This is a genomic window from Nocardia sp. NBC_00565 (assembly GCF_036345915.1).
GTDB lineage: Bacteria > Actinomycetota > Actinomycetes > Mycobacteriales > Mycobacteriaceae > Nocardia.
Map to the genome: position 1 here is coordinate 3746998 of NZ_CP107785.1, position 24948 is coordinate 3771945.

The window sequence follows — 24948 nt, forward strand, 5'->3', positions numbered from 1 at the left end:
AGCGTGGACAGGTCGGTCGCGCTCATCCTTGCTGCCAACGGAATCGCCCGTCACTGGCTACGTCGCACACCATGTGTTTGCCGGTCTTGCTGGTTCCGGTCGCTCCCGCCGGGCTGCAGAACGCGCCCGGAGGTCACCGACTTCACAGGCGCTGCCACTGAAGGCGCGACAGGCGCGGGCGCCACCGGAGGCGCGGGGACAACGGTCGGTGCGTCAACCGACTGCGTGGGCGGCGGTGCCGGCACCACGGTCGCGGTCGGTGACGGCACAACCACGATGGTGGAGGTCGGCGCGACTGTCGTCGTGGCGGATGTCGACGCAGTCGTGCCGCTGCCAGGCGACACCGCCCTCACACCTGGGCGACTCAGCTCACCTATAGGACACGCGCCCGCAGGTGTTACCACCGCTTTGGCGGCCGCATCGGACTTGGAGCCGATCTCCTGACATCCACGCGTCAAGCCCCGTGGGCTCCACGGTGATTCGGATCGCGCAGCGACGGTGACGGTGACAGTTGAGTTCCAGCAGCCGTGGACGCTGAGAGTGCGGATCGGAAAGTAGGAGTCACTGGATAATGGCTTCTCTTACCCTGCGGTGACGGCATACCTGCGTTTCGATCTCGGCTCGAAGGGAAACTGTCGCGACGAGCGCGCTCGATACTGTCACATCGACGCAGATCACGTCCGCAAATCACCTGCTATCGAAGCGAATTCGGCACACACTGCGTGAATCGGACACAGCGATGACGCGCAGGGTGATCGCCGACTCGGGGGTCGGAACCGACGGCAGATCGGGCGCAGCCCCGACGGTCGCCGCCGATCGCTTCGGCGGCTTCGTCGCACTCGCGGGCACAATCAGCCGCTATCAGACATGCTTCACAAGGAGCAGGCAATAACATGGCAATTGGTATACGCCATCCAAATAAGGAACTCTGGATATTTTTCAACTACGCGCAGCGAAGCGCTGCTGCGCAGTTTCACACCGAACCCGGTGTTCACCCGGCTCGGTCGAGGCAAGCTTGTCGGGATAGATTTCGACAAATATCCGAGAAGTTCACGCTTTCAGATCTACGGCAACGCGATCGATATCAGCTACGGCACACTGTTCAATCGCCGCAGTGCGGATCTCCGATCGGGTTGGCGGCGCGTTGCTCTGCGGCCTTTTCCGCCCACTTCTGGTAGTCCAAAATCGCTTGTCGCGCCTTTTCCCGTGAATCTGGCTGAGGGTTCGACACCGACACCGCGACAGTGGACATCATGTCGTCGAGATGGCGCTGGTTCTCCGTCGAGATCGCGGACCGGTCCACCAGGCTCAGCTTGAAGTCGGTGTTGCACTCCGCCTGCCGGGCCGTTTGCACTCCGGCGTACACGGTGCTCGCCAGACTCAGCGCAGCAATAACAATCAGCACATACGCGTGCTGCCTGTCAGTATGTGGCACTGTGGGCGCAGCGAAATGTCGATCGCCCAGACTATATTCACGCCAGCCCAGACTCAGACCGGCGAAAAAGCCGATTCCGATGCAAGCCGTCCCGAACAGGAATTGCAGGATCACGCTGTTCACTGGGATCCGCCTTCTTCCGAATGGGCTCCCTTGTTGCGTGATACCTGATACCGTGCGGCGCCCAGGAGCCCGATCAGTGCGCCCATTACCCCATTGGCACCAGTGTTACTCGTGTATCCATCGATCACGAGAGGTGCGAGAAGATTTATCGCCCAGGCCAGCGCCACGATGTACACCAGCGCCGTCAGGGTTCGCGTCGACACGCCGTCCTGCCCGGACATTCACCCTCCTCATCAACACACCCGGGAGCGGTTGCGGCCGGGCACAAAATTCGAGAGGCGCTGCTACCCCGTCTCGTCGGGTTCGGGCCTTCCCACCCGAGCAGGTGTGACCGCTTGCCGGATCAACACGCCCGCGATGATCGGGCTGATCGCGGCATAGCCGGTCACCGCGGCCTCGATCCAACTCGTATCGGTCTGGTGGCCGACGAGCAAAGCGATGACGCCAGTGACGGCAACCAAGATCGACCGGACGAGTGCTGGTTCAGGGATGCGTTTCATTTGGCCCCTTCGATCTCCGCCAGTACAGCCTGCGCACCCGCATCACCCCGCGCGGCTTCCCGCTTCACGAGGTCGACGGCCCAGCCGACACCTTTCAGCGCTTCGCGTTCGACATGCTCCTCGTGGATTCGAGCGTCGATGTTGAGGATGAACCCGACGAGCGTGTCGACCAGGTCGTCGTTGGCACGGTATTTCGACCGCGATCCGAACCGCTTGCCGAGTTCTTCATCTGCCAGGGACATGAGCGCCTCCGATATCGTTGTGCCGTTGTTGATCTCGAATGCCCGCGCGATCACGATGTCGTAGGGGAAGTTGGGGCCGGGGTCCCAGTGGTCGGACTCGTGGAACGCAGCGGTGATGTCGATGTGGCCGACGATCCCCCGCACTCCGTTGGCCGCGTCAGCGGCGCTGATCTTCACGAGTGGGATGCCGTACAGGCGACTCCATTCCGCATACCGCATCGCGGTGCGCTCGAGCAGCTTTCCCTCTTGCTGCCACCGGTCACGCGCCCACTCGGCTCGGCCCATCGCGCATACATGCAGGCCGCGGCGGTTGCCTTGCTCCATCGCTGCCCACGCCTGCTTTTTGTCGGACACCATGCGCACTTCTTCGCCGTCGAAGTCGATCATCGTCTGGTAGGAGCCGTTGCCGGTTCGCTCCAGGTAGCCGATGACCGAGGTGTTCCCGCTCTCGCTCTCGGTGCTGTGCTCAACGATCAGCTGCTTGGTGTTGTCGGCGTCGTTCCACAGCCCGTTCATTTGCTCGCGATATGGAACGAGATCGACTCCAAGCGGATGCCCGCCGGCGCTATCTCCGCCTGTCGCCACAGCGGACCACTGCCCGTAGTCGTGTTCGAGAGTGATGTTCACGTCCACTCCGACGCCGCCGACCGTGCGTTGGTCGATTTCGATCTGGTGAATGTGAGCGGCGGGATGGTCGCCGTTAATCGATGGATCGCCGGACCAGTTGTGCTGCCAGAACCAGGTGGCGACGCCGTCCTCGAGCGCCCAGTCGATGCAGCGCGCGTTGCCGTACATACCGGTCCACTCCAGGCCGACCACCGACGCCCAGCCGCGCAGGAACGGTGCGATCTGCGAATTCCACTCTTGGAGGGAAGGGTTCGAGTCGACGGGCGCGTAGATCGGCCGGTTGCCAGGCCCGCCCGCCTCGGTGTGGTACTTCAGGGCGATCTCGGCGTGCCGGACGCCGCCATCGAATCCGCCGAGCCAATCCGAAGTAGCGCCCTTGCCGTACTGGTAGTTCGAGACGATCTCCAACCCCAACGCGCGCAGGCGATCGCAGTAATCGCGCCGCAGCGGCTTCGCACCGAAGTTCGCGCCGGGCCGTGAGTCCGAGAAGTAGCCGATGACACCGTCGTATCCCGCATAGTTGATGGCTTGCGGGTCGATCAGACTCGCAGAGAAGTCCAACAGTTTCACTGCCTCGCCTCCTCGATCTTGTGGTGAGTGCTGCCGAACCATCGCCTCAGGCAGGGAACGCGTAGTCTGCCCAGGGCGCGGTTCAGCGTCATCCATTGCCCGGGCGTCAGCCGCCCGGGCGCCCGGTCAGACGTAGGTGTAGGACACCCCGTTGCTGGTACCACCCGAGCCGGTGACGGTGACTTGCACCGCGCCCGTCCCCGGGGGGGCGATCGCGGTGAGCTGCGTGCTGGAGTTCACGGTGAAGGTGGTGGCGGTGGTGCCGAACTTCACGGTGAGGGGGCCGGTGAATTCGGTGCCGGTGATCGTGACACTGGTACCGCCCGAGGTGGGTCCCGCCGTCGGGGAGATGGACGTGATGGTGGGTACGACGACATAGGTGTAGGTCGCCCCGTTGCTGGTTCCGCCCGGGGCGGTGACGGTGATCTGCACAATGCCGGTTCCAGCAGGAGCGACAGCCGTGATCTGGGTGTCCGTGACGACCGTGAAGGAGGTTGCCGCCGCACCATCGAAGCTGACTGCGGTGACACCTGTCAGATTGGTGCCGGTGAGGGTGACCGTGTTCCCGCCAGTGGTGGGCCCCTGAGTGGGACTCACGCTGGTCAGGGAAGGAACCGGGAGATAAGTGTAGGAAACACCATTACTGGTACCACCACCCGACGTGGTGACGGTGACCTGCACCGTACCCGACCCCGGAGGGGCGATGGCCGTGATCTGCGTGGGAGAGTCCACCGTGAAAGTCGTCGCCGTCGCGCCGAACTTCACGTTGGTGACAATAGGGACGAACCCGGTGCCGGTAATCGTGACACTGGTATTCCCTGAGGCGGGCCCCGAGGTCGGAGAGAGGGAAGTGATGGTTGGCATGAGTATCTTCTTTCGAGAGTCGATCAGAGCCCCGGCCCGACCCTGGAGCCGTGGGCCGGGGCAGATCGTGGTGCTGGTGAGAGCCAGCCCAGACAGGGGCACGAGAGCATAATTTAGAATTGGCTACATTTCCCTCGCAGAAATTTGACTGGACATAAAGCCATCCACAAACATACGTCTACGGAAATCGTGGCGCAATAGTCTTTTTTGAATACAAGCCGCTAGTCAGAGCAGGTCAGCGGTAGTTTTGGTGGATTTCTCGCGAATTCTGACGGCGTTTTATCATGAATGCCGACGGCGTTTTACCGCGAATTTTGACGGCGTTTTGCCGCGAATTTTGACGGCGTTTCAGGTCGAGTTATTCGCGAATTCTGACGGCATCAGCGATGCGTACCGTTTCTGAATTCGGAACGTTTGTTTCTCACATACGGTCCGGGCCATCCGATGGATCCGAAGCGTGGGCGCCGACGAGCCGCTTGTTGAGCAGACGCAGCGGCAGGCGCGACGGTATCGTCGGCGTGAGTCGGGGCTCGGGTAGGTCAGCGGGTTTGTCGGTGGGTTCGGTTGCCTTGGCATGGGACCCGCGATAGCTGTGGGTGCCGGTCTCGATGATGTTGCCGCCGAAGGTAAGTCGGTCGATGATGGCGGCCGGGAAGTATTCGCGCAGCGCGTGGCACAGCCGCTGCATGTGACGGGTCCGCTCCCAGATCAACGTCTCGTGGGCGCGGCTCAACACCTTCACCGCTTCGACCTCGGCGATATCACCGGCGACGGCGCGCAGTTGGTGCGCGTCGGTTCGCACTATATCCGCCAAGATATGGGCGTCTGCCGCATCGCTCTTCGCCCCTCAGACGCTGCGGCGGTCTCGGTAACGTGCCGCCTCTGCAAGGGGTTCACCGCATAGACCGTATAGACCGTATAGCCTGCCGCCACCAGCGCGGCCACCCAAGGACCGCGATCGGTCTCGATCGCGCTCAATACCTCCGATGACTCGGCGTCGGCACCGTGAAATTCAGCAATTAGCTTGTGAAACTCGACGATTCCAGCTAGACCTTCCGGCAGCTTGGCTCGAGCTTTGGTGCGCCCGTCGGTGCCATCACCTCGATGTCGTGATGGTCCTCCGCCCAGCCGTCGCCGATGAAGAGCAACCCGATTCTCCGTCCTGTCGTGTCAGCCGACCACCGCAGTCATGCGGGAGAAATGTCGCGACCTAACGAACCAGTGCTCACGCCACAACGGGCACGGCATCCCATCAGCGATCCGTATCTTCCGGCTCGCCGGTGAGGGCACTGTCTTTCTGCAGGACTCGGGGTCTCGGTGCTCCGTGTGCTCACCCACCGGCGACTACCGCCTGGAAGCTTAGCTTCCCAGGACCCATTAGGTGCTCCAAAACCTCGATCAATTCAACCTTTGACAAGTCGAATTGTTGGAGTTCAGAGCACCTTTCGCCATTCCAGGGGCACCTCACCGGCAATTACCATGACCGACCGAGACTAGAGCGAGGGAACCCGGCGGCCTTGATGAGCCGTTCGGAACGGCGACGGGCTGTCACCTGTTCCGCCTGTAGCTGTGGTTTGCGTTCGCGGACATAGGCACTGACTCGCTGATACGACACGTCCCGCACGCCATGCTCCTCGAGCAAACGGTGATAGATCCGGGTCGCCGTGTGACGTTGCCCAGGAGGCACATCCAGATCGGCGCGCAGAACATCGTCGATGAACGGCTTGTAGGGATCCAGCTTCTGTGGTCGCGGCGGATACCCCTTACGCGGCTCGGGCCACAGCGACTCCGTCGCGCTGGCCACCGTACGCCACCCGACCCTGTGCTTGCGCTCGATGGCACGCTTGGATAGGCCGGCACGAAGATCCTGGCGGATAGCCGCGTACAGCTCAACTTTCGATATGTCAGACAACGGCAGGCTCCCCTCGCCCCGCAACCGATAACTACACTATAACCGCTGGTGCTGCCTAAATCCGTGACTCCGCAACGCGCCCGCTAGGATTCGTGAGCAACCGCCGTCACGGTTGATGAACAGGAGACGGGCCCGAGGTGGACCTCGATACCGTCCCAAGTAGTGGCAGGTCGTGTTCGGCCAGGCAGGTCGATGCGTTGCTGCTGCGGCAGCGACGCGGCGAGTCACCACGTACCAGCCATGCGCAACAGTGGGAAACACACCGCTACCAACACCTCGCCGCTTGAACCGTCTGGCGAGTCCGGAGACTGATGTGACAGCTAATCCGAGAAGATGAACCCTCCCGAGTTTCGTGCACACTCTGCCGGGCGGAGCGGCAGACTAGCTGCTCCGATTCGCACGTACATTTCAATATCCTCGCGCAATGCCTGCGTACGTGCCTGACAGCGATCTACTGGATCTGCGCGAGTACCTCTTCGTCGACGAAGCCTGGGGGGAAGATGCTCGTCTCCCAGCTGCGTGCCGCCGCACCCGAGCGATCGACCTTGAAGAGCGTGCGATCACAGCGGCTTCGGCTGGGACTGAAGACTTTGGGAACCGAACATGAGAAGGACCGACACGAGGAAGACACGCTGGCTATCAGTAACCTTTTCGTCTCCATGCTTGATGAGGACGCGGAAGCGCTCGGCATGCTGGCCGACCGTCCGAACGCCAACCGGCGAAAGTTCTCGCTGCTTGGCGGCAAGGGTTACACCCCGCCGACGACATAGGGTCTGACCAGAGACAGATGGTCCAGGACGGTGGAAAAGGAGAGGTCGAGCACGGTGCCAGCGTTATCGAGAAACGCAGCGACTCGGGCGGATTCGACAGCATCGGTGATGTTGAGTTGAGCTTCGCGGGCCCATTGTCCAAACGATCCTGCGGCGCTCGCTCGGTCGGATTCCCGTAGCATCCGGCCCAGTGAATCGGGTGTGCCGATGAGGGTAGCCACCAACACAGCCAATGCGTCGGTGTTGTGCGGTTCGGCCGCGAGCCGAGCTCGCACCACGACGTAGATGTTGAGGAATCGTTTTACGCGCCGCGGAGTCGTCGCCACCAGTGGGGCCATCACCTCGAGCGTTGCAAGGTCGTTGTCGGACAATATCAATGCCTCGGCGAGCCGCTCGTCAGCCGACGTCTCAGAAACAGGTGCGGCTATCACGCTCGCGGTGGACCCACCGTCGTCGATCGAGGTTTCAGGATCGGTGCTGTCGGTCGCCGGGAACAATTCATTGCTCGGCCATGATTCAGGGCCGGGATAGCTTGTGACGGTATGCGTCCCGCCACGACTAGCTACCTCGCGGAGGATCGTCTGGCATCCCGCCAGAGTCATCGGCTGCAATGTATAGGTCAGTTGAAAGATTTTCTCGAGGTAGGCCCATGAGGAGGGGGCTTCGTCGCCGGAACCGAGCATCTCCGGAAACGTTGCGCGCAACGATCGGTCGAGACTGCGTGGATCGACACCGACCACGACGACAAACAGTGGCAGCGCAAGGAGCAGATGCACGACTTCCAGCACCTCGACGACCACGTTGGGCGCGCATCGGTCGAGATCGTCAATGTAGAGAACGATCCGTTTGATGCAGACGGATGGGTCCGAAGCCGCGTCACGCAGGTGGCCGCCGAGTCGGCGCAGATCGCGGTGCGCCATTCCGACGACTCCGAGGTGCTCGGCGTACTCGCCGCTGGCAGCCCGGTTCGCGATGTAGTCCTCCAGTAGTCGCGCTGGGGTCAACTCATCGCGCGTTCGGCGGGCAGCATCGAGATCCTCGACAGCCGCAGCTTTTTGTTCCCGGGCAGCGTCGAGCTCGGCGCGCGCGACGGCGGCCTGGGCCTCAAGCTTTTTCAATTCGGCCGCCTGTTTGACGCGTTCCTCTTCAACTCGCTGCTCGATCTGGCATTGCAAACGTTCTGCCGGTCCGAGGAGGCCGCGGGCCAACGTCGATTGCCGCACAATCCACGCAGCAGCGCCCGACCCGGCGGTCGCCAAAGTCGCCATCAACGCAGCGATCGTGTGGAAGGTATCCGGTGACACCGCCGCACCCAGAGTCGTGATGGCTCCGACCATCACGGCGATGAATCCCGCCGCCGCGAGTGGCGACGAGTACCAATGTTTGCCTGCGGTGGCGAGGAACTTGACCTTGGACACCAATGCAATGACCGTGCGGGTCGAGCCGAGGAGCTCGCGTGTGCTGTTGATGGCGGCCGGGATGTTCAGTTCCGCTGCGACTGCCTGAAACTGTTGGCTCACCTCACCATCTGAGGTGATCGCCGCCCAGATATCTCGTGCACGTACGGATTTCAGCGATTCCAGCGTATCGTCATGACGCTCTCGCGCCGATCCGATCTCAGCGGTTATTTCGTCGATTCGCAGCTTGGTAGCGTCGACCCGCTGGTCGGCATCTGCGAGGGCTTCTTGGATTACGGGGATACTCGCAGTCAGCTCCACCAACATCTGATCGGCTGTCGAATCCGGCGGGCACAGTGTCGTGAAGACGTGCTCCAGCAGACTGGCCCACAAATTGCCGCGCGCGTAGTGCCACGCCCCGAAGCGGATGTGCCGCACTGCGGGCTCGAAGACCGTGCCGCCCGGGTCACGCGCAGTGAGCCGGTCGATATTGGCTTCTATCCGACGCATGAAAAATGTCTTGCCGCTGCCCCACTCGCCATAAACCGCAACCGCCAACGGCGGAACCAACCGCGTGGACGCTATCAGCGCGGCCAGCGCGGCAGCGTCCGCATCCACCCCCAAGCTGTCGGGACCCGAGGTCTCATCACCGGCAATACCTGGAATGAGCATCTGCCCCGACCGCAACGCCGGGTGCACGTGCGCGGGTACTGGATTCGCACCGGGCCGAGCCTGATTGTGCACAAGCCACGTCGGTTGCATCTGGGAGTAGCTCGAGTAGTTGGGGATTTGCTTCGGCGCGAGAGCTGGCCCCAGAGCGGCTACTACATCACCACAGGTGAGGCGGGCTCCCGCGTCCGGAATGCCCTCATCGAAGATCTTGACGAGTGCTTCGCTGAATTGGGCCGGCCCGTATGCCGGTCCCTCCACACTTGCTTGTAGAACCTCGACCGGCGTCGTCGCGCCCCTTCCTAGCAGCTGAGCCAATCCGCGCGGCGCATCGCATGAGTCGATCAGCAGAACAAGACCTTCGAGGTCCCCCCGATACAACTGTTCACGCAATCCGTTCAGAAGATGAAAAGCACTGGCCGAATCCGGCTGACTCTCCGAATCAGTGACCAGCAGGTAGAAGTCGTCGGCAGCGGTCGCCGTGGCATGTCCGATAAAGCTGATCATCAGGGTGGAATCGGACTCACGTGCGGCTTCGAAAGCCGACGATATCGCCGCACGCATCTCCGCGAGCGTCGGATCGAGCAGGGGCCGCCCCGTCGCCGCCGCCGACTTCCATTCCCCGTGTGCAGCCAGCGACTCCTCCAGCCGCAGAGCGACTTCGACGATATCCCCCAAGCTTGTCATCGCTCTGCATTGCGAGGCGATGTTCAGTACGAGCCGACCTGCCACGACACCACTATCGCCCACGACACGGTGCCCGTGCGGGGTTCTTACCATTCCCGCCCGCAGCTACCGCGCGACGCGACCAACACCTGCTGCTGTACTGGATCCACCACGGCCGCATCGGTGTCGTATCAGGCATCGAGCGCTTCGACGGCAACGCAGTGCACTTCGTCGACCGCACCGCGCGCGAATACAACACCATCGTGTGGGCCACCGGCTTTCACTCCAGCGTGCCGTTCGCCGAACGCGGTAGGACGCTGGCCCATCCGGCGATTGCGCCAGCACAAGGATCCGTTCACCCTCATCCATCACACCCTCGACAACCAGCGGCTAGCCCCGAAAACACCACACCAACAGCAACATTCACTTCAGGCACCGACGCATCGTGCCCTTACCGAGACTGACCCTGCACCCGAGCAGTTGTTCTTACAGTCCCGCACAACCAGGACCTCTGGGGTGCAACGCAACCCGACGAATCCGCATCCGTCGGATCCGCGTTAAGTTCAACCGGACAGCGGTTGACCTTGCACCTGCCTCCGGGCAGTAGCTGGCGCAGTTGGTCGTGGCCATGCTTCCGCGATCCGAGCTGATCTGATCGCCTACTGTGCACGGCATGAAGATTGCCCGCCGCGCCGTTGACAACGTTCGTGCGTGGACCGGCGCCCACATCATCCGAACGATCGTCTACACAGCTGCGCTGGTCATCTGAGGTTCACCCCGAATAGTGGACAGGGGTTCAAGCAGCTTTTGCTGCGTCTGTCAGGGATTGCTCGTAGCGTAGGGGGCTGAGCATCCCGAGGGCGGAGTGCCGTCGCTCATGGTTGTATCTGTGTATCCAATTGTCAACCGCAGCAACGAGTTCGGTCTTGGTGGCGTAGACGTGGCGGTAGTACGACTCGTGTTTGTAGGTCGACCAAAACGATTCGGCGGGACTGTTGTCCCAACATTATCCGGTATCGCCCATCGACCGTTTCAGCTGGTGGCGGTGACAGGCGTTGACTGTCATCGCCGCGGTGAACTCGCCCCCGCGATCGGAATGCAGCACGGTCCCGTCCACCGGATGCCCACGCACTGCTACGGCCTCGTCGATGGCTCGGCACACCACGTCGGCGCCGATGTGATCGGCCACGACGTGGGCGAGCACGCGGCGGGAATGCCCGTCACGGATGGCGCACAAGTACATGTCGCCCTGTCCGCAGGTCAGATAGGTGAAATCGGTCGTCCAGACCGCGTCGAGGCGCCCTTGATCGAAGTTGCGGCGTACCAGGTCCGGCGGGAACGACGCGGCAGGATCGGTGATCGTGGTGCGGACCTTGAACGTGCGTGGGCTGATGCCCTCGATCCCGATCCGGGCCATGATCGCCGCGACGGTCTTGGCGCTGACCACTTCACCCCGTGCGCGTAGCTCGGCAGTGATCCGCGGAGAACCGTAGGTACCGTCGGACTCGGCGTGGACGTCGAGGATCTTCACCGTCAGATCGGCACGACGCTGCTGACGTAGCGTCGAAACCGTTGCCGTGCAACGTTTCACATACGCGTAGTAACCCGACGTCGACACTCCCAGCAGGCGCGCCATACGACGGATCGAGAATCGTTGCCCCTCGGGGGCGCTGGTGCCCGCGGTCTCGGCGATGTCATCGGGGCCGGCGTACTTCACCATCAGATCGAACCGGGCCGGTTGGTCTGCATCGCGGCAAAGTACGCCGAATTATGCAGCTCGGCATAATTCGGCTTATGCCGCCCGGCGGGTTATGCCGCCCGCTGCCTGAAAGCTGCCGGTCAAGACACCTTTCTGTCGGAATTTTCTCATGTCCGGGTCCAGGCTGGATGGGTCGGTGAGTCCTTCAGGCGGGAGGTTGGTCGTGAGTGTTCAACGGGATTCGGTTGTCGTCACGGTGGATTCGGTCGTAGCGGATTTCCGTCATTGGCTGGCGTGTGAGCGGGCGCTGTCCCCGGCGACGGTGGAATGTTATGGCCGCCAAGCCCGAAGCTTTCTGTCCCGCCTGCCCGCACCACTGGAGCAAACGCTGGCGCAGTTGGATGCGGCTCAGGTGATGGCGTTCATGCTGGACTTCTGTCCGGAACGCAACACGTGGTCGGCGAAGGCGATGGTGACCTCCTTGCGGGCGGTGTTGCGGTTCCTGCACGTCAGTGGCCGAACCCGGGTGGCATTGGCTGGGGCTGTTCCCGCGGTGTCGGGGTGGCGGCTGGCGTCGCTGCCACGAGGAATCGACGCCGCGACCGTGGCACAGATCGTTGCCGGCTGCGACCGGGGCACCGCGCTCGGCCGGCGTAACTACGCCGTGGTGATCATGCTCGTCCGTCTGGGACTACGCAGTGTCGAGGTCACCCGTCTTCGGCTGGGTGACTTCGATTGGCGCGCCGGCGAAGTCACCGTTCACGGCAAAGGCGGCCGGGTCGACCGGTTGCCAGTGCCCGTCGAGGTCGGTGACGCCGTCACGGCCTATCTGACAGCGGGCCGGCCGGTCACCGAGTCGCGTGCGGTGTTCTGCGGGTTACGGCCACCGTTCGGGCCGTTGGCGGCGTGCACGATCTCCACGATCGTCGGACATGCCTGCGATCGTGCCGGGGTCGAGAGGGTGTTCGCTCACCGGCTCAGGCACTCTCTAGCCACCGATCTGTTGCGGGCCGGGGCGTCGTTGCCGGAGATCGGGCAGGTGTTGCGGCACCGCGACATCGCCTCCACCAGCATTTACGCCAAGGTCGATGTCGAGGCGTTGCGTCCGCTGGCGCGGCCGTGGCCGACCGGGGTGCTGTGATGACCGGGTTGGGTGAGGCCGCCGAGGACTACCTCGCGATGCGGCGGGCTCTGGGTTTCACGCTCGTCGGCGAAGCCCGGTTGCTGATGCGGCTGGTCAACTACTGCCACGCACGCGAATGTGAGCATCTGACAACAGAATTGATGCTGGACTGGGCAACCGAACCCGGCCCGCGAGCACATTCGGCCGGAACCTACTATCAGGGCCGCAAGCTGGCGGTCGCGCGGAACTTCGCCCGACACCTGCAGATCCTGGACCCCGTCACCGAAGTCCCGCCCGGCGACCTGCTGACCGCACGCGCGCCGAAACTGATCCCGCACCTGTTCACGCCCGAACAGGTCCAAGCACTGATGCGGGCAGCCGCGCGAATAACGCCGCCGCTCAAGGCAAGTACCTGGTCCACCCTTATCGGGCTGCTCGCGGTGACCGGCATGCGCAGCGGCGAAGCCTGCCGACTCGACCATGACCACGTCGACCTCGACCAGGCCACACTGCTGATCGCGAACACGAAATTCGGCAAGACCCGGCAAGTATTCCTGCATCCGAGCACGATCGCGGCGCTGCGCCGCTACACCGATCTGCGCGACCGTTGCTGCCCGAACCCGGCAACCTCGGCGTTCTTCGTATCCGCACGCGGCGGCAGACTCAACGTGTCCCAGGTCGCACCGTTGTTCGCCACGCTGCTCGACGCCACAGGAATCACCGCCGCCCCAGGCCGGCGCCGGCCGCGCCCGCACGACCTGCGTCACTCGTTCGCTGTCGCGACGCTGATCGATTTCCATCACGACGGGGCACCGGTGGAGCCGCGGCTGCCGGTGCTGTCGACCTGGCTCGGACACGTCGACCCGAAATCCACCTACCACTACCTGCACGCCGCACCGCAGCTGCTCACCCTGGCCGCGCAGCGGATCGACGACCACGAAAGGAGCCGGTCGTGACCGCACTCGCACCGGTGCTGCAACGGTTCTTCACCGAACGGCTGATCCGGCAACGCCAAGCCAGCCCCAATACCATCGCCTCCTACCGTGACACCTTCTCGCTGCTGTTGCGGTTCACGCAATCGCGCACCGGGATCCCGCCGCACCGCCTCGACATCACCGACCTGGACACCGAATTGATCACCGCGTTCCTGCAGCACCTCGAGGAACAGCGAACCAACAGCATCGCCACCCGCAACACCCGGCTCGCAGCGATCCACTCCCTGTTCCGCTACGCCGCCCAGCACACACCTGAACACGCCGACCACATCAGCCGCGTGCTGTCGATCCCGCCGAAACGACACGACCGGACCATCGTCTGCTTCCTTACCAGCGAAGAAACCCAGGCTCTGCTCGTCGCACCCGACCGCACCACCCAACTCGGACGCCGCGACCACACCCTGCTGCGGCTGGCCTGCCAAACCGGACTCCGCGTCTCCGAACTCACCGCACTGACCAGAGACGACATCCACCTCGACACCGGTGCCCACGTCCGCTGCCACGGCAAAGGACGAAAAGACCGCGCTACCCCCATCACCCGGCCCACCGCGGCCACGCTGCGAGCATGGATCACCGAAACCGGCTGCCGGCCCTCAGCCCCGGTCTTCACAACCCGGCAAGGACACCGGCTATCGACCGATGCAGTCGCCCGCCTGGTCACCAAACACGCTGCCACCGCAGCCATCTCGGCACCGACGATCACCAGCAAACGAGTCACCCCACACACCCTTCGCCACACAGCGGCAATGGCGCTGTTGCACAGTGGAACCGACACCGCCGTCATCGCGCTCTGGCTCGGCCACGAAAGCCCCTCCACCACACAGATCTACCTCCACGCCGACATGAGCCTCAAGGAACAAGCCCTCGCCCGCGTCCGACCAATCAACACCAGCCCCGGCCGATACCATCCACCCGACCAGCTACTTGCATTCCTCGAAGAACTCTGACCCGACCCGCCGGATTATGCCGACAAGAATCCTTCGGACGCACCAGCTTTCAGGCAGTGATCGGCATAACCCGCCGGGCGGCATAAGCCGAAGCTTTTGCCAAGAACGCATTGTCCTTCTCCAGCTCGCCGACTTGCCTGCGTAAACGCAGCAACTCGGCTCGCTCGGCCGCGTCCAGAGGTTTCTCACCACCGACCTCGGCCGCGGCGATCCGGCGCCGCTCGTCTTTGACCCAGGTACTGAGCACGGTCTCGTGAATACCGAGTTCACGAGCGACCACAGCGATCGAGCGACCGGAATCGATCACCCGATGAGCAGCCTCGACCTTGTACTCGGCCGTGAACGACCGACGCTTGCGAGGAGGCATAACGGACATCCTTACCAGCAGAACCATCGATCCTGCTAACTCGGTGTCCACTTCCAGGGGTGAACCTCAGGGCGAAGCTCGAGCCGCGAAGCTCAGGGGCGATACAAGCACGGTAATCGGCACTACCGCGCCAACCACTTGCCAGCAGCGTGTTATTCGCGTCGGTCAGCCTAGGCCGGAACCGGGCGGGTCCGGTCGGTAACTAGTAGAACGGCGACGACGCCGAGCATTGTGCCGGTGACCCAGCGTTGTGCCCGCATCCAGAGCGGGCGGCCGGTCAGGAACACTGCGATTGTGGCGGCTCCCATCACGATCAAGCCGTTGACCGTCAGCGCGATACCGATCTGCACTGCGCCCAGCAGCAGGCTCTGCAACCAGACTCGCCCCTGTTCTGGGGTCACGAACTGCGGGATCAACGCCATGTAGATGATCGCGATCTTGGGATTGAGCAGGTTGGTGACCAGCCCCATGCTGAAGAGCCTGCGCGTGGAGTCGGCGGCCAGATCGGAGGGCTCGAACACAGAGATGCCGCCGCGCAACGTCTTCCACGCCAAGTACGCCAGATAAGCTGCGCCGGCCAGCTTCATGCTCAGATACAACCCCGGCACCACCGCGAAGATCGCGGTAATCCCGACGATGGCGGCCACGAGATACACCATGAACCCGACGGCCACACCCGATAGCGATACCAGACCCGCTCGCCGTCCCTGCGATATCGTGCGCGACACCAGATACATCATGTTCGGGCCCGGCGTCAGCACCATTCCCAACTCGGTCGCGGCCACTCCCAACACCGCCGTGGTTTCGATCATGCTCTCATCCTGGGGTTCAGCTGGCTATTTGTCGCGAGCCAGTTCCGACGCACTGGAACCGTAACCGTTGCTGTCGGGAGAACCCGCCGTTGAAACATCGCGGAATCGGCAGATGCGGCCGTTCACGACTACGCGCCCAGCGGCATGACAGGATGCTTCGCGCTGCAATGCTTCTCGCGAGGAGCCGCTAGCCTGCAATCCTGTTTCCGGGATCAGTGGGGGCGCTCACGTTTACGGCTCTGGGGGTGGTCAGGTATTCGATCGGTTCTGGCAGGCAGCAGCTGCGTCCAGGATCAGCTCGGAGAACTCCGCTGGCCGCGCGAGTGGGAAGTAGTGCCCGGCGCGGGGAATGACAAGCGGCCAACCGCGGCAGCGACCGCACGCCGGTCCGGTCCGTCGCCGCCGGGTCGTCGTCGGTGACGGCCGTGGGCTGCCGCCCCCGGCCGTCGCGCCGCACGCGCGCATCAACCACATTGACATCCGGCCGGGACATCGGCCCACGTTTGACGCTCAACGAACCGGCAACCGGGAACGGCGTTCCGCCGATAGCCGGGACCTGGCCGCAACGGCACGCTCCGAACGCGTCCCGGAGCGTGCCGTCCTGCCTCAGCTGGTGCCGTCCTGCACCGGATAGTGGATGATGACCGCACCGCCGGTGGCGTAGTTGACGACATCGGCGGCCACCCGCTGGCCTTGCACCGACGACCGCGCCGCGGCCATGGCGGCGGCGTCAGCGAAGTCGGCTTCGAAGACCGCGAAATACGGCGCTTCTCCCTTGGTCGCCGCCACGTCGAAGCTGTAGCGCCACGCAAGCAGGCCGGGCCAATTCATGACCAGCGGAAGGTGGTTGGTCACGTAGTAGTCGCGGAAGTGGTCAGGGTCGGCGGGTTTGGAATACAGGACCACCAACTTATGCATGACTGCCTCCTGCATCGCTAGGTGTGAGTGCGATGTCCAGTACCGCGGTCAGTTGAATCGTCATATGCGCAGGTTAGGGCTTGATGTGTGGTCGAGGGAAAGACCGGGACGCGATAGACTCAGAACGGATCGTTATCAATCGACAGAGAGGGCATGTGGCGCCGGATACGGTGAGCCTGCGGTACTTTCTGGTGCTGGCGCAGGAGTTGAACTTCACCCGCGCGGCCACACGGATCGGTATCGCGCAGCCCGCACTCAGTGCCCGGATACGCCGATTGGAGGCGGAACTCGGTACGAGCCTGCTGGTTCGCAACACGCGTAGCGTCGTATTGACCACGGCCGGTGCGGCTTTGGCGGAGTCCGCGCCGCCCGCGCTGGCGGCGCTGGAGCGGGCATGGGACACCGCCCGGAATGCGGGGGCCGGTGAACTGGGCACGCTGCGCATCGGATACAGCCTCAGCGCGGGGGCCGAGACGGCACCGGCCCTGGTGGACAGGCTCATTCGCAGCAGCCCGGGACTCGAGGTCAGCGCGGTCCCGATGGCGACACCGGAGATCTCCCCCGCGGTCGCCGACGGCCGCATCGATGCGGGGATCACCCGCGGTGAACAGCCGGGTCGTGGCGTGCGCCGGTTCCTGCTGCGGCGTGTGCGCATCGGGGTCCAATTGGCACAGCATCATCCGCTGGCCGAACACCCGGAGATCGAGATCGCCGATGCGGCCGCGTATCCGCTGCGACTCCCCGACCGTACGGCCAACCCCGTGATCCACGATCAGCTGTCCGCCCTGTTCCGCGACACCCGGCCGAACCCCCGATTCCACACGCCCGCAGTCTCTTTCGACATGTCTCAGCGCGACCTACGCGACGGGCTCACCCTCGCCCCGGCCGGTGAAGCCGCGGTCACGACAACACCGGCCGGTCTCACGTGGCGACCGCTGCAGGGCGCACCCACCTTGACGATCCACCTGGTCCTCCCGCGCGTGCAGTCACCACTACACCGCCGCATCCGTACCGTCGCCAAAACCCTGGCACACGAGCTGCACTGGCTGCCGGACTGACGCGCAGCAGGTCACGCGAGACGGACGTCGGCGGTGGCGAGGCCGACCCGCACGGGGCGATCCCCTCCTCCCACCAGGCCCGCGCGTCACCGAGGCTATCGACCCAGCGCAGATGATCGATCTGCAGCCGATAGTTGGCCCACGACGGCCGCGGCGCGGTCCGCTTCAACCGGTTGTAGTCGCTCTTGGCGCCCGGACCGCCCGCTGTGACGAGCATCCGATCCAATCCGGCCACGCCTGCCGGGACGATGCGTTCGACGACCAGCGCGAAGATCGCCGAGTTGACCTCCTCGCGGATCGCCGCGGCCGCCACCGCCCGGCGTGGATCGCCTGGTTGTTCGAACACGCCAGCGAACAACTGGCACGGGCGGAATATCAGATGCACTACTCCCTCGACCACGCCGGGCACCCGGACCGGCGCACCGCTGATGAATGGTTGATCACCCAACGCGCTTACCACGCCGAGTGCGCCGCTCGCGCGGTCGAACGCGCCCGCCGATTCCACAGCGACCGCCCCAGTGTTGTCGCGGCTCATGCCCCGAGTTGCCCGACGACGGCGAGTTCTACGCGGCGCTGGCCGCCAGCCGGGAATGGACCGGCCACTGGTACTCCCGCGACCCGATCCAAGCGTGGGAACTGTCCAGCAAACCGGTCTGATCCCGCGCCGCCTGGGTCGCGGTGATCTCGCCGACCGGCAGCAACGATGTACCAACGAACCCGAAGCAGACTTCAGCATCACCTTCGTCGACGAAGCCCAAGGCGAGGCAGTCGCCCCGCAACAGGCCAACGTCTTCCTTGAGATCGCACGACGGCAAGCGGGCCAGCAAGACGACGGAACCACCGCCTACAACTCATAATCGGCTTCGATCACCAACTGCCCACCCGAAAACCGCAGGTCGTCCGCGTTCCCATGTTTGACACGCCCGGCCCGAGGCACGAACCTGCGGCAACCGGACCGGAACCGTCACGCCACTGCTATTTGCCGATGACCAGCAGTTTTCGGTGTCGTAGGAGGTTGGCGTACTGGTCGATACCCCCTACCGACATGAACCCCTGGCGCACCCGCCTCGGTGAGCCAGCAGCCGAACGGACGTCCCAAGTGCAGGCGAATCGCGTGGCAGACTGCTCAGATCAATAATTCGAGGCCGAAACCAACCCGGGGCATCAAATGGATCCAGAAGGACCAGCGGTCATCCCAACCGAGTACGTCACTCGCCAGTCGACCCGAATCATCGCGAACGGGCACAGAGACTACAGAGCCGCCAGCATCGCGGAGCCCGACGACGCCTTCGCGTACCCGTTTCCGGATCGGGGCAACCCGATGTTGGAATACCTGGTCCGCAAGGCGAAGGAACTAGAAGACGAGGAAGGTCAGCCACCATACATCTGGTTGGCAGTACACGCCTGGTACGAAGGAGCCCTGCAAACGCTGGCCTCGACGCCTCCGACGCCGAATACCCCCGCCGAATAGCAGCCCCCTCCCCCACGACCGGCGCCACCATAGGACATGAATCGGGCGACGCCAGGGGCGGATGCGTTCGCCGCCCTCGAGGACGGCCTCGATGGCTGCGCCGCCGGATGAGGTGCGGCCCGCTGCCGATCATGGCTTTGGTGCGCTGGTGCAGGTATGTTCCAGGTCAGCGAGGGTGCCGGGGGTGTGGTGGTGCAGCCGTAACGCGTATTCGAGAGTGGTGACCACGACAGACCATTCGTCGGAGTAGGAGAAGGAGACGGTCGGGATCATGCTGAACCGGCCAGCTGCTCGGCCGCAAGATCGACCCGAACCATGTGGCGCACTTCAAGACAGCGCACGGTAATACCGCTGGTCGCGGTTTCTATGCGCGAGATCGATTGCAGCTCAAGCCGTCCTGCCATGGCCCGACTGTGCACTGTTCGCTGAAGGGCGCGGGAAGGCATGCGAAGTCCAGACACCTGCGGCGTCATGACCCGGCCCCCTCCAGCAGCTGGAACGGGTCGGCTGCCATCTGGCTACTGTTGATCCGCATGACGCACACCGAGCTCGAGATCACCGCCGAGTTGGTGCGGGATCTGCTGCGTGCGCAGCACCCCGACCTCGCCGATTATCCTGTGCGGCTCGGCGCGCGTGGCTGGGACAACCAGCTATGGCGGCTCGGCAACGACCTCGCCGTCCGGTTGCCCTGGGCGACCGAGTCCGCGGACGCACCGCTACACAAAGAGCACACCTGGCTGCCTGTCCTCGCCCCGCACCTTCCTCTGCCAGTTCCCGTTCCGCAGCGGATCGGTGAGCCCTCCGAGCGGTTTCCGCGGCCCTGGATCGTCACCACCTGGGTACCGGGCTCGCCTGCCGACCGCGCCCCCGTCACGCACGCTACCGAGGCGGCCGCCATCTTGGCCGCCTTCCTGACCGCACTTCACCAACCCGCCCCCGAACAAGCACCACCGGCCGGAACAGCGGAGGGCCGCTGACCGACTATTGCGAGGGGTTCGCCGAGCAGCTTGCCTCGGCCACCGAGCTGGGGCTGATCCCCGATCCAGACGCCGTCCGCGCGGTCTTCGAAGACGCCGCGACCCTGCGCCGCGCCCGCGGATACGCGGTGCTGCGCGCCCTCGCCGGCATCTTCATCGCAGACGCCGGCGTCCACGGACGCCCCGGCGGCAAGCCCACATGGGGCTCACCCGCCCACGCCGCACTGCGACGCCTCACCGCACCGACCCATCACTGATCAAACGCTTCCGAGCAGAGGGAGCCGATCTCCATAGGTCAGGCCGTAATGCAGGTCCCGGCTGTTCTATGCGCAGTTGGGCCACTCGGGCGCCGATATGATTCGGAGCTAGGTTGATCATCTATACGGATCGTCGTGAGCAAGCCTGAGCAGCAATCGCTTTGGGCTTGCATCATGATCGAGGGGTGTCATATGAGCGCTGTCTGGGCAAGCGTCGTTGCTGTTGTCGGCACACTGCTCGGCTCGTTTACTACATACGGGTTTCAGCGACGAAATGCCATCAGAGCAGAGGATATTGCACGCGCTGTACGTCTTCGGCATGAGCGGATAGCTGCCTACAGTGAGTGCGCGGGAGCGCTTGCGGACCTGAGGCGAGGTCTGGTGACTCTTTGGCTCCGAAAGTCCGACTCCGGCGATACCGCTGCGGCGTACGGAGAGGTCGACCGGCTCGGCAGTCTCGCACACGCCGCGAAGCTGCGCCTGGAGCTGGTGTCCGCGCGTCCCGAGCCACTGCTGGACGCGGCGGCAGCCCAGGTCAACGATCTGATCAAGGCCGAGAATTTGACAGAACTCAGATCCCGGGAGCGCGCGGTGGAGGGTGCCTTGTCCGCGTTCATAGCAGACGCGGCGGCGCGACTCCAGACTGATTACCACGGCGGCGTAAGCAGGCGCTGAACGGCCGCTTACCGAGCGGTTTTCCGCCGTTCACAGCCTGCGCGAGATTCGGCCGGACGGTCAGCTTCTGAGACAACGGCTGCCCCGCCGGACGACGGACAGCCACCAACGGGGCGACGGATACAGACAAGCGGGCATGTCGACGGCTTCTGATAGTCGTATCCCGTACCAACCGTCAACGACGTCTCACAGCATGAGGACTTGACTCAAGGGACTCAAACGCCGTCTGGCCGACCATGTTTGGCGCATCATGATCGCCGACGAACAACACCACACGATCGGGGCGGGCTCCGCAGGACAGTCGAGGGCGACTACGAAATCCTGCGCGGCCGGCTCAACCCCGCACACCAACACTTCGGATCAGTCACTTCCGGAACCCGCCACCGAACAGGCTACGACCAAACCCGCTCCAGCAGCTTGACAAACACAGAGGAACGAACCCCCGCCTGGCCAGGATCGGCTTCCCCGGTGCCCGGCAAGTTCTCGAAGTCGAGCGCACCCGAACCAGCGGCCGCAAGATCAGCGGGGCGAGATCATCGCCCAACTCGAGGTGCCGACGCTAACCGATGGCACGGTAGACACGCTTGGCGCACGTGCGCTCACCTCCGAACACACGCTACTGCCCACTGTGCTGCAGCAGATAGCTCGCGGACGAAGGGCACAGGTGCACTGGTCAATCACTCGCACCCGAGGGCGCGGTCATCAAAGCAGCGGCGGCGTCACCACATCGCGGGGCCCTCTCGCACTCGTGTGCAACGGCGATCGCATTCGCCTCGATGTACCCAACCGCACCGTTGATCTCCTCGTCGACGATGAGGAACTCGACATACGCCGTACCCGACCTGGTGCTGCACCTCCAGCATGATCGGGGGGAGCGATGCGACCGGACGCGAAACCCAGCCCAGCCGGGGCGTCAGGGGCGGGTTGAGTTGATGGGCGCTTGGGCGGCGTCCGTGCCCCAGCTGGCCAGGAGACACAGCGCCTCCGCCGACGGCGAGCCCGGTTCCGCGTGGTAGACACACAGGTACTGCTCCGCGTCGTCCGGGAGGTACAACGTCTCGTACGCCAGGGTCAGCTCACCGACCAGAGGGTGCCGCATCCGCTTCACACCATGCCCCTTTTCCTTCACGTCATGCGTGGCCCACAGCCGCCGGAACTCCTCGCTCTTGACCGATAGTTCCCCCACCAGCGCCGACAGCTCCGGGTCGTCCGGATGCTGGCCCGCGTACAGCCGCAGATAGCTGACCATGTCGGACGCCTTGGAATCCCAGTCCAGGAACAGCCGCCGGTAGTCGGGAGAAAGAAAGGTCAGCCGCGCCCAATTGCGTTCGGCGGGCGGCAGCTGCCCCCAGTCGCCGAAGAGCGCCGCCGCCATCTGGTTCCAGGCGAGGATCTCCGACCGCGCCCCGGCCACGTACGCGGGCATCCTGTCCATCGACTCCAGCAGTTGCTGCAACGTGACCCGCACCTGCTGCTGCTTGGGTGCCCGATACTTGCGCCGCAGTTGCTTGGGCTTGGCGAGGTGGGTGAGGTGCGCGTGCTCGGCGTCGGTCAGCCGCAGGGCGCGCGCGATCGAGTCGAGCACCTCCGCCGACACATTGCGCCCGTTGCCCTGCTCCAGCCGTGTGTAGTAAGCCACCGAGACCCCGGCCAGCTGAGCCAGTTCCTCGCGACGCAGGCCCGGCACCCGCCGGTGCCGCCCTTGCCAGGGAATCCCTACGTCACCCGGCTCGAGCCGGGCCCGGCGCGTACGCAAGAACTCGCTGAGCTCGGCGCGCTGGTCCAGGCCGTCGGAGTGGGCGGCCTGAGCGTCGTCCGGGGCAGGATTGTCGCTCATGCTCTCCAGTATTCCCGGTCGTACGACTACGAGCCTGATCCTGTCAGTGGTAGGACCACTGGACGTACGCAAAGCATGGCCTAGGCGAGTGCCGGTTCGTCCAGCACGCTGGAAGCCATGACCACCACTGTTGCCGCATATGCCGCGCCCAGCGCCAAGGCTCCGCTGGAGCGCACCACCATCGAGCGCCGCACGGTCGGCGAGCACGACGTACTGATCGCCATCAAGTTCGCCGGGATCTGCCACTCCGACATTCACCAGGCCCGTGCGGGCTGGGGTGAGGCCATCTTCCCGATGGTCCCGGGGCACGAGATCGCCGGCGTCGTCGAGGCGGTCGGTTCCGGTGTGACGAAGTTCAAGGTCGGCGACCGCGTCGGCGTCGGCTGCATGGTCGACTCCTGCCGCGAATGCGAGCCCTGCCGCAACGGCCAGGAGCAGCACTGTGTGCAGGGAAATGTGCAGACCTACAACGGCATCGGCAAGGACGGCGAACCCACCTACGGCGGCTACTCACAGAAGGTCGTCGTCGCCGAGGCATTCACCGTACGCATCCCCGAGGGCCTCCCCCTCGACGTCGCGGCGCCGCTGCTGTGCGCCGGCATCACCACGTACTCCCCGCTCAAGCACTGGGGCGCCGGCCCCGGCAAGAAGGTCGCTGTGATCGGCCTGGGCGGCCTGGGACATATGGGCGTCAAGATCGCCCACGCTCTCGGCGCGGAAGTCACCGTCCTGTCGCAGTCGCTGCGCAAGAAGGACGACGGCCTGAAGCTGGGCGCCGACCACTACTACGCCACCAGCGATCCGAAAACGTTCGAGGAGCTGGCCGGTTCCTTCGACATCATCCTCTCCACGGTGTCCGCGCCGCTGAACTTCGGCGCCTACCTGAGCCTGCTGAAGACGGCCGGCGCGCTGGTGAACGTGGGCGCTCCCGAGGAACCCATCTCGCTGAACCTGTTCTCGCTGATCGGGGGCGCCAAGATCCTCGCCGGCTCCATGATCGGCGGCATCGCCGAGACCCAGGAGATGCTCGACTTCTGCGCCGAGCACGGCCTGGGCGCAGAGATCGAGCTGATCGAGGCGAGCCAGATCAACGAAGCGTACGAACGGGTCGACAACTCGGACGTGCGCTACCGCTTCGTGATCGACACGGCCACGATCTGATCGACACCTCGTTGGTCGGGGGCGCACTCACCGTGCCATCGGCCTGATCCCACGGGTAATCGAAGCCCTCCTCGGGCTCCGGCAACATCGCGCACAGAGAGATCGCCGGATCCCAGGAGGGCTCGCCATGTCCGCGGACGCTTGGTTACGCTTCGTCCTCCCCTGATTTCTCGTCTTTCTATGCCGCACATAGGGCGCACCGAAAGTCGGCTATGCGCTATCGGATGCCCTGGATCACTACACCCGCCGGCCCATCCGAAGAATCCGATACAAACCAGAATGCAAACCGTGGGGTTTCCGCGGGGCTGGGCCAAATAGAAACAGGTCAGGACCGGCACAATACTGGTCCTGACCTGCTATTTTGAGTGGGCCTAACGCTTCACAACCCGAACACTTTGACGGTCGAAGGGCCAGCGATTCTTATCAGGCCGATAGGCACCCGGCGGGTATGAGCGGTCGTAACCGCTACTCGGCACCGAGTCAGTGGCACGGCGGCGGCACGATCCGGTATCTGGTGTCCGATGTGGCTGGGTCGTCGCAACAAGGCTTGCTGATGGGATGATTTACGCGGCTGCGCGGTCCAACACGGCTTCGTGAAAGTGACTCGCGCGTCCAATCATTAGGCGCGTGATAGAGATCCACGCGACAAACTTCCCCGACACCGATCACCCGGGCGTCGAGCAGGGACTCAGTAGGCAGGTCCGTGCACGTTCCGCACTGGGTAGCGCGATGGCGACGAACTGCCGTTCCTACAGCCGTGGAATGCAATCGCAGAGTCGATGTGCAGTGCAGACGTGTCGTGCGAAGTACCGTCACCATCACGTCCTAGCGATGAGAGCACATCGATTCATGCGCTCTCGAGTGGCCCGGGACAGG

The 24948-nt window shown here is 64.0% G+C and carries 25 protein-coding genes and 2 pseudogenes; 11 read left to right on the forward strand and 16 right to left on the reverse strand.

The window, feature by feature from the left end; translation table 11 throughout:
* Nucleotides 1–1102 precede the first annotated feature (1102 nt).
* From OG874_RS17920 to OG874_RS17950, 7 genes and pseudogenes are all read right to left on the reverse strand, one after another.
* A complete protein-coding gene (locus tag OG874_RS17920) occupies nt 1103–1558 on the reverse strand; it encodes a hypothetical protein (RefSeq protein WP_330256267.1) in 456 nt (151 codons plus the stop codon).
* Nucleotides 1555–1779, reverse strand: a complete 225-nt coding sequence (locus OG874_RS17925; RefSeq protein ID WP_330256268.1) for a hypothetical protein — start codon at nt 1777–1779, stop codon at nt 1555–1557. The genes OG874_RS17920 and OG874_RS17925 overlap by 4 nt, the downstream gene beginning before the upstream one ends.
* Nucleotides 1780–1842: 63 nt before the next feature.
* Entirely contained in the window at nt 1843–2058 is a 216-nt protein-coding gene (locus OG874_RS17930) for a hypothetical protein (protein WP_330256269.1), read from the reverse strand.
* Complete coding sequence (locus tag OG874_RS17935; protein ID WP_330256270.1) at nt 2055–3497, reverse strand: glycoside hydrolase domain-containing protein; 1443 nt, start codon at nt 3495–3497, stop codon at nt 2055–2057. Before OG874_RS17935 ends, OG874_RS17930 begins: the two co-directional genes overlap by 4 nt.
* Before the next feature lie 126 nt (nt 3498–3623).
* Nucleotides 3624–4361, reverse strand: a complete 738-nt coding sequence (locus tag OG874_RS17940; RefSeq protein ID WP_330256271.1) for an IPT/TIG domain-containing protein — start codon at nt 4359–4361, stop codon at nt 3624–3626.
* Nucleotides 4362–5001: 640 nt separating this feature from the next.
* A pseudogene (locus OG874_RS17945) lies at nt 5002–5509 on the reverse strand (IS110 family transposase); the annotation flags it as partial.
* Between the two features lie 326 nt (nt 5510–5835).
* Nucleotides 5836–6273, reverse strand: coding sequence for a hypothetical protein (locus tag OG874_RS17950; protein ID WP_330256272.1), 438 nt, complete (start codon nt 6271–6273; stop codon nt 5836–5838).
* Between the two features lie 500 nt (nt 6274–6773).
* Here OG874_RS17950 and OG874_RS17955 point away from each other — a divergent pair, with 500 nt between their 5' ends.
* Complete coding sequence (locus OG874_RS17955) at nt 6774–7043, forward strand: hypothetical protein (RefSeq protein WP_330256273.1); 270 nt, start codon at nt 6774–6776, stop codon at nt 7041–7043.
* On the opposite strand, the gene OG874_RS17960 is transcribed toward OG874_RS17955, so the two are convergent.
* The 3 genes and pseudogenes from OG874_RS17960 to OG874_RS17965 all read right to left on the reverse strand — a co-directional run bounded on the left by OG874_RS17960 (nt 7022) and on the right by OG874_RS17965 (nt 11495).
* Entirely contained in the window at nt 7022–9841 is a 2820-nt protein-coding gene (locus OG874_RS17960) for a P-loop NTPase fold protein (RefSeq protein ID WP_330256274.1), read from the reverse strand. The genes OG874_RS17955 and OG874_RS17960 overlap by 22 nt on opposite strands.
* Before the next feature lie 730 nt (nt 9842–10571).
* Nucleotides 10572–10769, reverse strand: a pseudogene (locus tag OG874_RS44755) (integrase core domain-containing protein); the annotation flags it as partial.
* Nucleotides 10770–10781: 12 nt separating this feature from the next.
* Entirely contained in the window at nt 10782–11495 is a 714-nt protein-coding gene (locus tag OG874_RS17965; RefSeq protein ID WP_330256275.1) for an IS3 family transposase, read from the reverse strand.
* A gap of 202 nt (nt 11496–11697) precedes the next feature.
* On the opposite strand from OG874_RS17965, the gene OG874_RS17970 reads away from it, so the two are divergent.
* The 3 genes from OG874_RS17970 to OG874_RS17980 are packed head-to-tail and all read left to right on the forward strand — an operon-like array spanning nt 11698 to nt 14539.
* On the forward strand, nt 11698–12615 hold the full coding sequence (locus OG874_RS17970) for a site-specific integrase (protein ID WP_330256276.1): 918 nt from the start codon (nt 11698–11700) through the stop codon (nt 12613–12615).
* Entirely contained in the window at nt 12615–13553 is a 939-nt protein-coding gene (locus tag OG874_RS17975) for a tyrosine-type recombinase/integrase (RefSeq protein WP_330256277.1), read from the forward strand. Before OG874_RS17970 ends, OG874_RS17975 begins: the two co-directional genes overlap by 1 nt.
* Entirely contained in the window at nt 13550–14539 is a 990-nt protein-coding gene (locus tag OG874_RS17980; RefSeq protein ID WP_330256278.1) for a tyrosine-type recombinase/integrase, read from the forward strand. Before OG874_RS17975 ends, OG874_RS17980 begins: the two co-directional genes overlap by 4 nt.
* Before the next feature lie 49 nt (nt 14540–14588).
* Here the strand turns inward: OG874_RS17980 and OG874_RS17985 are convergent, their stop codons facing one another.
* The 3 genes from OG874_RS17985 to OG874_RS17995 all read right to left on the reverse strand — a co-directional run bounded on the left by OG874_RS17985 (nt 14589) and on the right by OG874_RS17995 (nt 16636).
* Complete coding sequence (locus OG874_RS17985) at nt 14589–14906, reverse strand: transposase (RefSeq protein ID WP_330256279.1); 318 nt, start codon at nt 14904–14906, stop codon at nt 14589–14591.
* A 170-nt stretch (nt 14907–15076) separates the two neighbouring features.
* The gene (locus OG874_RS17990; protein ID WP_330256280.1) at nt 15077–15718 is read right to left on the reverse strand and encodes a LysE family translocator; all 642 of its coding nucleotides are present in this window, start codon (nt 15716–15718) and stop codon (nt 15077–15079) included.
* A gap of 606 nt (nt 15719–16324) precedes the next feature.
* Nucleotides 16325–16636, reverse strand: a complete 312-nt coding sequence (locus tag OG874_RS17995) for an EthD family reductase (RefSeq protein ID WP_330256281.1) — start codon at nt 16634–16636, stop codon at nt 16325–16327.
* Nucleotides 16637–16791: 155 nt separating this feature from the next.
* Here OG874_RS17995 and OG874_RS18000 point away from each other — a divergent pair, with 155 nt between their 5' ends.
* The 3 genes from OG874_RS18000 to OG874_RS18010 all read left to right on the forward strand — a co-directional run bounded on the left by OG874_RS18000 (nt 16792) and on the right by OG874_RS18010 (nt 19165).
* Nucleotides 16792–17694 (forward strand): LysR family transcriptional regulator, encoded by a 903-nt coding sequence (locus tag OG874_RS18000; protein WP_330256282.1) that lies wholly within the window; start codon nt 16792–16794, stop codon nt 17692–17694.
* A gap of 629 nt (nt 17695–18323) precedes the next feature.
* On the forward strand, nt 18324–18551 hold the full coding sequence (locus OG874_RS18005; protein ID WP_330256283.1) for a hypothetical protein: 228 nt from the start codon (nt 18324–18326) through the stop codon (nt 18549–18551).
* Nucleotides 18552–18862: 311 nt separating this feature from the next.
* Nucleotides 18863–19165 carry a hypothetical protein gene (locus OG874_RS18010; RefSeq protein WP_330256284.1) on the forward strand — a complete coding sequence of 101 codons (303 nt, stop codon included), beginning with the start codon at nt 18863–18865 and terminating at the stop codon, nt 19163–19165.
* A 129-nt stretch (nt 19166–19294) separates the two neighbouring features.
* Here OG874_RS18010 and OG874_RS18015 read toward each other — a convergent pair whose 3' ends face one another.
* Entirely contained in the window at nt 19295–19438 is a 144-nt protein-coding gene (locus tag OG874_RS18015; RefSeq protein WP_330256285.1) for a hypothetical protein, read from the reverse strand.
* Entirely contained in the window at nt 19435–19569 is a 135-nt protein-coding gene (locus OG874_RS18020) for a hypothetical protein (RefSeq protein ID WP_330256286.1), read from the reverse strand. Before OG874_RS18020 ends, OG874_RS18015 begins: the two co-directional genes overlap by 4 nt.
* A gap of 129 nt (nt 19570–19698) precedes the next feature.
* On the opposite strand from OG874_RS18020, the gene OG874_RS18025 reads away from it, so the two are divergent.
* From OG874_RS18025 to OG874_RS44760, 3 genes are all read left to right on the forward strand, one after another.
* Nucleotides 19699–20142 carry a phosphotransferase gene (locus tag OG874_RS18025; RefSeq protein ID WP_330256287.1) on the forward strand — a complete coding sequence of 148 codons (444 nt, stop codon included), beginning with the start codon at nt 19699–19701 and terminating at the stop codon, nt 20140–20142.
* Between the two features lie 638 nt (nt 20143–20780).
* Nucleotides 20781–21074 carry a hypothetical protein gene (locus OG874_RS18030; RefSeq protein WP_330256288.1) on the forward strand — a complete coding sequence of 98 codons (294 nt, stop codon included), beginning with the start codon at nt 20781–20783 and terminating at the stop codon, nt 21072–21074.
* 664 nt (nt 21075–21738) lie between these two features.
* Nucleotides 21739–21939 carry a hypothetical protein gene (locus OG874_RS44760; protein WP_442943409.1) on the forward strand — a complete coding sequence of 67 codons (201 nt, stop codon included), beginning with the start codon at nt 21739–21741 and terminating at the stop codon, nt 21937–21939.
* Nucleotides 21940–21987: 48 nt separating this feature from the next.
* Here the strand turns inward: OG874_RS44760 and OG874_RS18040 are convergent, their stop codons facing one another.
* Nucleotides 21988–22911, reverse strand: coding sequence for a helix-turn-helix domain-containing protein (locus tag OG874_RS18040; protein ID WP_329411390.1), 924 nt, complete (start codon nt 22909–22911; stop codon nt 21988–21990).
* A gap of 117 nt (nt 22912–23028) precedes the next feature.
* On the opposite strand from OG874_RS18040, the gene OG874_RS18045 reads away from it, so the two are divergent.
* A complete protein-coding gene (locus OG874_RS18045; RefSeq protein ID WP_330256289.1) occupies nt 23029–24072 on the forward strand; it encodes an NAD(P)-dependent alcohol dehydrogenase in 1044 nt (347 codons plus the stop codon).
* Nucleotides 24073–24948 lie beyond the last annotated feature (876 nt).